The sequence below is a fragment of the Komagataeibacter europaeus LMG 18890 genome (assembly GCF_000285295.1).
Lineage (GTDB): Bacteria > Pseudomonadota > Alphaproteobacteria > Acetobacterales > Acetobacteraceae > Komagataeibacter > Komagataeibacter europaeus.
The window spans coordinates 1-7,507 of record NZ_CADP01000001.1 but is presented as its reverse complement, the minus strand read 5'-3'; the positions used below and the strand labels follow the sequence as shown (position 1 = coordinate 7,507).

9 protein-coding genes are annotated in these 7,507 nt (G+C 63.5%); all 9 read left to right on the top strand.

The genetic code is table 11. From position 1 onward, the window contains the following. Positions 1-135 precede the first annotated feature (135 nt). The gene (ffh, locus tag GEU01_RS00045) at positions 136-1,530 is read left to right on the top strand and encodes a signal recognition particle protein (protein ID WP_010506469.1); all 1,395 of its coding nucleotides are present in this window, start codon (positions 136-138) and stop codon (positions 1,528-1,530) included. 57 nt (positions 1,531-1,587) lie between these two features. Then, complete coding sequence (gene rpsP / locus GEU01_RS00040; protein WP_010506467.1) at positions 1,588-1,932, top strand: 30S ribosomal protein S16; 345 nt, start codon at positions 1,588-1,590, stop codon at positions 1,930-1,932. A gap of 45 nt (positions 1,933-1,977) precedes the next feature. Further along, positions 1,978-2,532, top strand: a complete 555-nt coding sequence (gene rimM / locus GEU01_RS00035) for a ribosome maturation factor RimM (RefSeq protein WP_019084453.1) — start codon at positions 1,978-1,980, stop codon at positions 2,530-2,532. Further along, positions 2,529-3,275: a tRNA (guanosine(37)-N1)-methyltransferase TrmD gene (gene trmD, locus GEU01_RS00030; protein ID WP_010506458.1), complete on the top strand. Its 747-nt coding sequence runs from the start codon at positions 2,529-2,531 to the stop codon at positions 3,273-3,275. The genes rimM and trmD overlap by 4 nt, the downstream gene beginning before the upstream one ends. 31 nt (positions 3,276-3,306) lie before the next feature. Further along, the gene (gene rplS, locus GEU01_RS00025; RefSeq protein WP_010506456.1) at positions 3,307-3,702 is read left to right on the top strand and encodes a 50S ribosomal protein L19; all 396 of its coding nucleotides are present in this window, start codon (positions 3,307-3,309) and stop codon (positions 3,700-3,702) included. Positions 3,703-3,841: 139 nt separating this feature from the next. Further along, positions 3,842-5,245, top strand: a complete 1,404-nt coding sequence (gene leuC / locus GEU01_RS00020) for a 3-isopropylmalate dehydratase large subunit (protein WP_019084452.1) — start codon at positions 3,842-3,844, stop codon at positions 5,243-5,245. 2 nt (positions 5,246-5,247) lie between these two features. Beyond that, entirely contained in the window at positions 5,248-5,871 is a 624-nt protein-coding gene (gene leuD, locus GEU01_RS00015; RefSeq protein ID WP_019084451.1) for a 3-isopropylmalate dehydratase small subunit, read from the top strand. 59 nt (positions 5,872-5,930) lie between these two features. Then, positions 5,931-7,049: a 3-isopropylmalate dehydrogenase gene (gene leuB, locus GEU01_RS00010; RefSeq protein ID WP_019084450.1), complete on the top strand. Its 1,119-nt coding sequence runs from the start codon at positions 5,931-5,933 to the stop codon at positions 7,047-7,049. Between the two features lie 153 nt (positions 7,050-7,202). Continuing rightward, positions 7,203-7,507: IS5 family transposase (locus GEU01_RS00005; RefSeq protein WP_042710742.1), on the top strand; the 305-nt coding region annotated here is incomplete at its 3' end.

Below are 7,507 nucleotides of genomic sequence, written 5' to 3'. Positions count from 1 at the left end.
TCGGGCAGCCGTTTTTTTATGCGCGGCCCCGTAATGCTTGACATTACGGGGGGCAGGGGATAAATCCGGCCAACAATCAGGCACGTCACTTCGCGAGGGTTCGCGCAGTGGCGCGTCCTCTTTTGGGGAAATACTTTGTTCGAGACCCTGTCAGGCAAGCTTTCCGGTGTGTTCGATGGCCTCGCCAAACGCGGGGCATTGTCGGAAGCGGATGTTACGGAAGCCATGCGCGAAGTGCGTCTGGCCATGCTGGACGCCGACGTGGCGCTGCCTGTCGTCAAGGATTTCGTCAACAAGGTCCGTGAACGCGCCGTGGGGCACGAGGTGCTGGACAGCATCTCCCCCGGTCAGGCCGTCGCCAAGATCGTCAATGACGCGCTGATCGACGCGCTGGGCGGCGCGGGCGCGGTTCCGCTGAACCTGAACGCCGCCCCGCCGGTACCGATCCTGATGGTCGGCCTGCAGGGTTCGGGCAAGACCACGACATCGGGCAAGATCGCGCGTCGTCTGGCGCAGCGTGAGCGCAAGAAGGTGCTGCTCGCCAGCCTTGATACCCAGCGCCCGGCGGCCCAGCTGCAGCTGGCGCAGCTGGCTGAACGCGCGGGCGTGGCGTCGCTGCCGATCATCGCGGGGCAGACCCCGGTCCAGATCGCGCAGCGCGCGATGGATACCGGCAGGCGGGAAGGGTATGACATCGTCATCCTCGATACGGCCGGCCGCCTGTCGATTGACGAGGCGCTGATGGAGGAGGTCCGGGCGATCCGGGCCGAAACCAGCCCTGCCGAAACCCTGCTGGTGGTCGATGCCATGACCGGGCAGGACGCGGTCAACACCGCCAAGGCCTTTAACGAGGCCGTGGGTGTGACCGGCGTTGTCATGACCCGCATGGATGGTGACGCCCGCGGTGGCGCCGCCCTGTCCATGCGCGCCATTACCGGCGCGCCGATCAAGCTGACCGGTTCGGGCGAGAAGCTGGACGCGCTGGAGGAATTCCACCCCGAGCGTGTCGCGGGCCGTATCCTTGGTCTGGGCGATATTGCCGGACTGGTGGAAAAGGCCGCCGATACCCTGGATCATGAGGAAAGCGAGAAGCTTGCCCTTAAGATGATGCAGGGCAAGTTCGATCTTGATGACTACGCGGCCCAGATCCGCCAGATCAACAAGATGGGTTCCATTTCCGGTATCCTCGGCATGCTGCCCGGCATGGGCAAGCTGAAGGATGCGCTGGGGGACAAGGAGCTTGATACCTCCGTCCTCAAGCGCCATCAGGCCATCATTTCATCCATGACCCGCAAGGAGCGGCGCACGCCCTCCATCATCAAGGCGTCACGCAAGAAGCGCATTGCCGCCGGGTCAGGCACGACCGTGCAGGAGATCAACCGTCTGCTCAAGCAGTACGACGCGATGGCCTCCATGATGAAGCGGTTCAGCAAACTGGGGGTAAAGGGCCTGATGCGTCAGGGCCTGTCCGCCCTCATGCCCAATGGGGGACGCCCCCCCGGTGGCGGCGGGCGTCCGCCTTTCGGCTGATCCCATAACGTCGTTTCCGTTTTTCTTTTGTCTTTTTTCTGTCTGGAGAAGTCTTAAATGAGCCTCAAGATCCGTCTCGCCCGCGCCGGTGCGAAGAAGCGTCCCTACTACCACATCGTCGTGGCTGACAGCCGTTCCCCGCGTGATGGCCGCTTCATCGAGCGCGTTGGTTCCTACAACCCGATGCTGCCGTCCGACCACGCCGACCGCGTGCGTCTGGTTGCCGAGCGCATCACCCACTGGCTGTCCAACGGCGCGCTGCCGACCGACCGCGTGGCCCGCTTCCTGGGCAACGCAGGCCTGGCGCCGAAGCCGACCTGGAACGAGCAGCCGAAGAAGTCCGCGCCCAAGAAGCGTGCGCAGGAACGTGCCGCCGCCGCTGCTGAAGCAGCCGCAGCGTAAGACTGCTGGCGCGATAGACAGGCAGGAAAGGCAGGCAGTCATCCCATGAACCGCGATCATGTCCTGATGGGTGTGGTGGGTCGTCCGCATGGCGTGCGGGGGCTTGTGCATGTGCACAGCTATACCGCCGTGGCGGAAGACCTGGCCACCTATGCCGGGCTGGTCGATGACCTTGGCCGCCCGTGGCGGCTGTCATGGCATGGCAATGGCGTGGCCCGGCTGCATGATGCGGCGGGCAACGCCATCGACAGCCGCGAAGCCGCCCAGCAGATGGTCAACCGCAAGCTGTACGTGCCGCGCGCCAGCCTGCCCGAACCCGATGAGGACGAATTCTATTTCGCCGATCTGGTCGGGCTGGAAGCGCGCGAACACGGCACGGACCGCGTGGTTGGCCGTGTGGCTGCGGTCCATGACTATGGCGCGGGCACCAGCCTTGAAATTGACGGTGCGGATGGAAGAAACATCCTGCTGCCATTCACCGAAGCCTGCGTGCCGGTGGTGAATGTCGGCGCGGGATGGGTCGCCATCTGCCAGCCTGATGAGATCGAGGTTCCCGTCGAATGCTTTCCCGGCACGGCGGGGCAGGGGGATGGGCCATGACGTGGCAGGCAACGGCGCTGACGCTGTTTCCCGACATGTTTCCCGGCATGCTGGGCCATTCGCTGGCCGGGCGGGCGCTGGAACGGGGCATCTGGTCCGTGGATGCGCGCGACATGCGTGAATACGGGCTGGGGCGGCACCGGGTCGTGGATGATACGCCGTTTGGCGGCGGGGCCGGCATGGTCATGCGCCCCGATGTCGTGGCGAGCGCCATAGCCGATATTGACCTGGCGGGACGTCCGCTGGTCTATCCCACGCCACGTGGACGGCGTCTGATGCAGGCGGATATCCGCCGGTATGCGGCGGGTCCGGGTGTCGTGGTGCTGTGTGGGCGGTACGAAGGGGTGGATGAGCGCGTGCTCGAAGCCTCGGGTGCTGAACAGGTCTCGATAGGGGATTATGTCCTGTCGGGCGGGGAAGTGGCGGCGACCGTGCTGCTGGATGCCTGCGTGCGGCTGCTGCCGGGCGTGATGGGATCGGGCGAAAGTGCGGTCGAGGAAAGCTTTTCCGACGGTCTGCTTGAATATCCGCTTTATACCAAGCCGGCACAATGGGACGGGCGCGACGTGCCCGAAGTCCTGCTGTCCGGTCATCATGCCGCGATCGCGAAATGGCGACGCGCGGCATCCGAGACGGTGACGCAGGCGCGTCGGCCGGACCTGTGGGCTGCCTACCGGGCGGGCACGGGTCAAGACATTTCCCGGACCGCAGGCCCCCGTGCCGATGCGGACCGGCTGAACTGAACATGTAATCCTATCGAACGAGGACCGGATCATGAACATCATCCAGAAGTACGAGGCGGAAGAGATCGCCCGCCTGACCGCCAAGCGCGCCGTGCCGGAATTCGCCCCGGGCGACACCGTGCGCGTCGGCGTGGAAGTGGTCGAAGGCACCCGCAAGCGCGTGCAGAACTACGAAGGCGTTGTGATCGCCCGCTCCAACAAGGGCTTGAACAGCAACTTCACCGTGCGCAAGATTTCCAACGGTGAAGGCGTGGAGCGTGTGTTCCCGCTGTATTCCCCCACCATTGCGGACATCACGGTTGTCCGTCGCGGTGTGGTCCGTCGCGCGAAGCTGTATTACCTGCGTGGCCGTCGCGGCAAGTCCGCCCGTATTGCCGAGCGCAAGCGTGAAGTCGCGGCACCCGCCGCCACCACTGCCGCCGAGTAATATGCCGACCCTTCGCCCGTTTCCCACCGTCATGGTGGAAACGGGCGAACCGTTTTCATGCAAGATTTTGTGGCTGCCTGTTGCGTGCGTATCCTGCGCGTGATGGCGGCCTGTTTCCGTCCGGGAGAGGAATATCAAGATGGCCCCGCGCACATTGTTCGACAAGATATGGGACAGCCATGTGGTCGAAACCCTCCCGGACAGTACGGCCATCCTCTACATCGACCGGCACCTTGTGCATGAGGTCACAAGCCCGCAGGCGTTCGAGGGGCTGCGCCTGAGCGGCCGCCGCCTGCGCCATCCCGATGCGACGATCGCGGTGGTGGACCATAACGTGCCCACATCAGACCGCACCCTGCCGATCGAGGAAGCTGACAGCCGCAACCAGATCGAGACGCTGGAACGCAACGTCCGGGAATTCGGCGTGACGTATTTCCCGCTGCTGTCCGCGCGCCAGGGCATCGTGCATGTGGTCGGGCCGGAGCAGGGGATTTCCCTGCCGGGCATGACCATCGTGTGCGGTGACAGCCATACGTCCACCCACGGCGCGCTGGGCGCGCTGGCATTCGGTATCGGCACATCCGAGGTCGAGCACGTGATGGCGACCCAGACCATCCTCCAGAAACCCGCGAAGAACATGAAGGTCGTGGTCGAGGGGCAGGTTGGCCCCGGCGTTACGGCCAAGGACATCATGCTGGCGATCATCGGCCATATCGGCACGGCGGGCGGCACGGGCCATGTGATCGAATTCGCGGGGTCCGCCATCCGTGAACTCGACATGGCGGGTCGCATGACGGTGTGCAACATGTCGATCGAGGCCGGTGCCCGTGCCGGGCTGGTGGCCCCGGACGAGACCACGTTCGAATACGTGCGCGGCCGTCCCTTTGCGCCCAAGGGCAAGGCGTTTGACGAAGCCGTCGCCTACTGGAAAACGCTGGCGTCCGACGAAGGCGCGCATTACGACCGCGTGGTGGAACTGCGCGCGGAAGACATCACGCCCGTGCTGACATGGGGTACCAGCCCCGAAACCGTCATTCCCGTAACCGGCAACGTGCCGGACCCCGCTGCCGAAGCGGACCCGTCGCGGCGCAGGCAGATGCAGCGCATGCTGGACTACATGGGGCTGGAAGCCGGGCAGAAGATTGCGGGCACGCCGGTTGATGTCGTGTTCATAGGCTCCTGCACCAACAGCCGGATCGAGGACCTGCGCGCCGCAGCCAGCGTTGCGGCAGGCCGCAAGGTTGCCCCCGGCGTGCGGGCGATGATCGTGCCCGGATCGGGTATCGTGAAGGCGCAGGCAGAGGAGGAAGGGCTGGACAAGGTCTTCCTGGAGGCTGGGTTCGAATGGCGTGAGGCCGGGTGTTCCATGTGCCTTGGCATGAACCCCGACCGGCTGACGCCGGGGCAGCGCTGTGCCTCCACCTCCAATCGTAATTTCGAGGGCAGGCAGGGCCCTGGCGGTCGCACGCACCTGCTGTCCCCCGCCATGGCTGCCGCCGCCGCCGTGACCGGAACCCTGACTGATGTGCGGGAGCTGATCTGACAATGGATAAATTCACCGTCCTCACGGCCATCGCCGCCCCCCTGCCGGAAGAAAACATCGATACCGACAAGATCATCCCGGCGCGGTTCCTCAAGACCACCAAGCGTTCCGGCCTTGGCGTGCATGCGTTCGACGGGATGCGCTACCGGCCCGATGGATCGGAAAACCCCGATTTCGTGCTGAATCAGGAGCCGTATCGCAAGGCCGAGATCCTGATCACCTATGACAACCTTGGCTGCGGGTCGTCGCGTGAACATGCGCCGTGGGCGTTGCTGGATTTCGGCATCCGCTGCGTGATCGCGCCGTCATTCGCCGATATTTTCAACAACAACTGCTTCAAGAATGGCATCCTGCCCATCGTGCTGCCGCGTGAAGTCTGCACGCAGCTGATGGATGACGCCCGTCAGGGGGCGAATTCCCGCCTCACGGTTGATCTGGCGCGGCAGGTCATCATCCGCCCCGATGGCAGGGAAGTGCCGTTTGACGTTGACCCGCTGCGCAAGCAGCTGCTGCTGGAAGGCCTGGATGACATTGGCCAGACGCTGCAGCATGAAAAGGCGATCACGACCTTTGAGGAACGTCGCGCGCAGGCGCAGCCGTGGATTCCGCGCATCGTCCTTGACTGAGGGCGCGCACCGCGCACCAGCCAATCATTCATAAACAGATTATCCGGATGGGAGACGTCATGTCCGCACCCAAGAAGCTTCTGATCCTGCCTGGCGATGGCATTGGCCCCGAAATCATGCGGGAGGCCCGGCGCATCATGGACTGGATGGCGCAGGCGCGTGGCATCCGTTTTGATATCAGCGAGGATCTGGTGGGGGGCGCGTCGCTGGCGGTGCATGGCCAGCCGATCACGCAGCAGGTGATTGACGCGGCGCGGGCGGCAGATGCGGTGCTGTTCGGTTCGGTGGGGGACCCGAAATGGGCATCGGCCGGATTTGACCGCCGGCCTGAAATCGCGATCCTGAAGCTGCGTCAGGAACTGGGGCTGTTCGCCAACCTGCGTCCGGCCAAGGTGTTCGATTCGCTGGTCGATGCCAGCACGCTCAAGCCCGATGTCATCCGTGGCCTGGACATCATGATCGTGCGCGAGACGGTGGGGGGCATCTATTTCGGTACCCCGCGCGGGATCGAGACCCTGCCCGACGGGTCACGTCGTGGCATCAACACCGAAGTCTATACCACGGCGGAAATCGAGCGCGTGGCCCGCGTCGCCTTCGACCTGGCCCGCAAGCGTGACAACCGCGTGTGCTCGGTCGAGAAATGCAACGTGATGGAAAGCGGCCTGCTGTGGAAAGAGGTCGTGACCGCATTGCATGACCGGGAATACAAGGACGTGGAATTGAGCCACATGCTGGCCGATAACTGCGCCATGCAGATGGTACGCAACCCGCGGCAGTTTGATGTGATCGTGACGGGCAACCTGTTTGGTGACCTGCTGTCCGACCTTGCCTCCATGCTGACCGGCAGCCTGGGCATGCTGCCTTCGGCCACGCTGGGCGCAAAGGGCGAGGATGGCCGCACGCCCGCGCTGTATGAACCGATCCATGGCAGCGCGCCGGATATCGCGGGTCAGGGCAAGGCCAACCCGCTGGCGCAGATCCTCTCCTTCGCCATGCTGTTGCGTTATTCCTTCGATATGCAGGAAGACGCCGCGATGATTGAAAAGGCGGTTTCCAACGTACTGGACAGGGGCCTGCGCACGCCGGACATCATGAGTGCGGGCAGGACAGAAGTGAATACGGCAGGAATGGGGGAGGCCGTGGTGGCCGAACTGGACCGGCTGAACAAGGCGGCCTGATTATTGCGTCGATATGAAACGGGTCGGCATGATCTTCATGTCGGCCCGTTTTTGATTCTGGCGCTGTTAATGTCCCGCAAAACAGACAGAAGTTTTTGGGGTCTGTTGGGAATTGTGCTTTTTCAAAGTCACCAAATGTGATTCAAAATCCGTATGGATCGCTTCGTACTGACAGACGCCCAATGGGCGAAAATGGAACCGCTGTGCCTTGGCAAGAAAACGGATCGGGGGCGCAGCGGGCAGGACAACCGTCTTTTTATCGAGGCGGTCTTATGGATTGCCCGGACCGGCAGCCCATGGCGGGACCTTCCGACGTATTTCGGGCATTGGAACTCGGTCTATTCCCGTTACAGCGACTGGATGAAAGCCGGTGTTTTCAAACGGCTTTTTGAAGCGGTCTCTGACGAGGCCGACATGGAATATGCGATGATCGACGGCACGGTGGTCCGGGTTCACCG